We start from the raw sequence: 1,078 nt of genomic DNA on the forward strand, positions 1-1,078 counted from the left end.
GCGTGGGCGCGGTGGACGTGGCGCTGGCCCAGCGCGGCCTGCCCCCGCGCCGCATCGCCGTGCGCGTGCCCTACTTCCTCATCGCCCCACTGGTGGTGACGCGCTCGGACCACGTCCTCACCGCGCCGCGCCGCCTCATCGCCGCGTTCAGCGAGGCCTACCCGCTCCAGGTGTTTGCCCCGCCCCTGCCGGTGCCGCCGTTCGACATCATCCAGGTCTGGCACGAGCGGTTCGACGGGGACCCGGCCCACCGGTGGCTGCGCGGACTCGTCGCACGCGCCGTCGGAGTCAACCCTCCGGTGTCACGAAACACCCGGAGTTCACGTCAGGTGCGGCGCAAGCCGGCTTCCTGACACTCGGGGGCCGCGATACTGAACGCCGGTGCACAGGTGGGGGAGCATCGCATGGGGGGCTTCGTGTAGGGTGCCGTCCATGAATCCAGAGAAGCTTGTCTTCGCCCAGACCGTCGACGCGCTCTTCGTCCGAGCGCTGGAGAACCGCCTGACGCCCGCGTGCGTGGAGCACCTGAAGCGGGCGGGGCTGGACCTCGACGCGAAGCTGGAGCGCACCTACACCCTGGAGCAGTGGCGCGAGTTCCTGCGCATCGCGGCCGGCCACGTCTATGGCGGCGTGCCCGCCGAGGCGGCGTACTACTCGCTGGGCGAACGCTTCATGGATGCCTACTTCGGCACCTTCTTTGGCCGGGCCCTGCTGGGCGTGGGCCGGCTCGCGGGCCCCCGGCGGATGCTGCTGCGCGCGGACCTCGGCTTTCGCGCCGGCAACAACTTCAGTGAGGTCAAAATCGTGGAGCGCAGCGCGACTTCGCTCGAGCTGTGGATGAACGACGTGCTGGCGGATCAGCCCACGTTCGCGGCCGGCCTGCTGTCGCGCGCGGTGGCGCTGTGCGGGGGCTGGCGGGTGGTGGCGCTGCCGGAGGGGTTTGACGGAACTTCGGCCACGTACCACCTGCGCTGGAGCGAGGCGCCGTCGGAAGCGGCGCTCAGCGCCACTGAGGATGGGTCCTCAGGCGACGCTCGACCTCAGGCGTGAGGGTGGCCCCATGCGGGGCCCGGGAGGA

At 71.2% G+C, this 1,078-nt stretch carries 2 protein-coding genes; both read left to right on the forward strand.

Annotated elements, in window-relative coordinates:
• Positions 1-353 (forward strand): LysR substrate-binding domain-containing protein (locus D7X12_RS41405; RefSeq protein ID WP_500683247.1); only part of this gene is annotated, 353 nt, incomplete at its 5' end.
• 79 nt (positions 354-432) lie between these two features.
• The gene (locus D7X12_RS41410; RefSeq protein WP_120630571.1) at positions 433-1,050 is read left to right on the forward strand and encodes a DUF2378 family protein; all 618 of its coding nucleotides are present in this window, start codon (positions 433-435) and stop codon (positions 1,048-1,050) included.
• The last annotated feature ends 28 nt before the right edge of the window (positions 1,051-1,078 follow it).

The sequence above is a fragment of the Corallococcus sicarius genome (assembly GCF_003611735.1).
Lineage (GTDB): Bacteria > Myxococcota > Myxococcia > Myxococcales > Myxococcaceae > Corallococcus > Corallococcus sicarius.

Bases quoted from the DNA above. Each gene is read 5' to 3' on its own strand.
- D7X12_RS41410 (WP_120630571.1), top strand. From the start codon at position 433: ATGAATCCAGAGAAGCTTGTCTTCGCCCAGACCGTCGACGCGCTCTTC.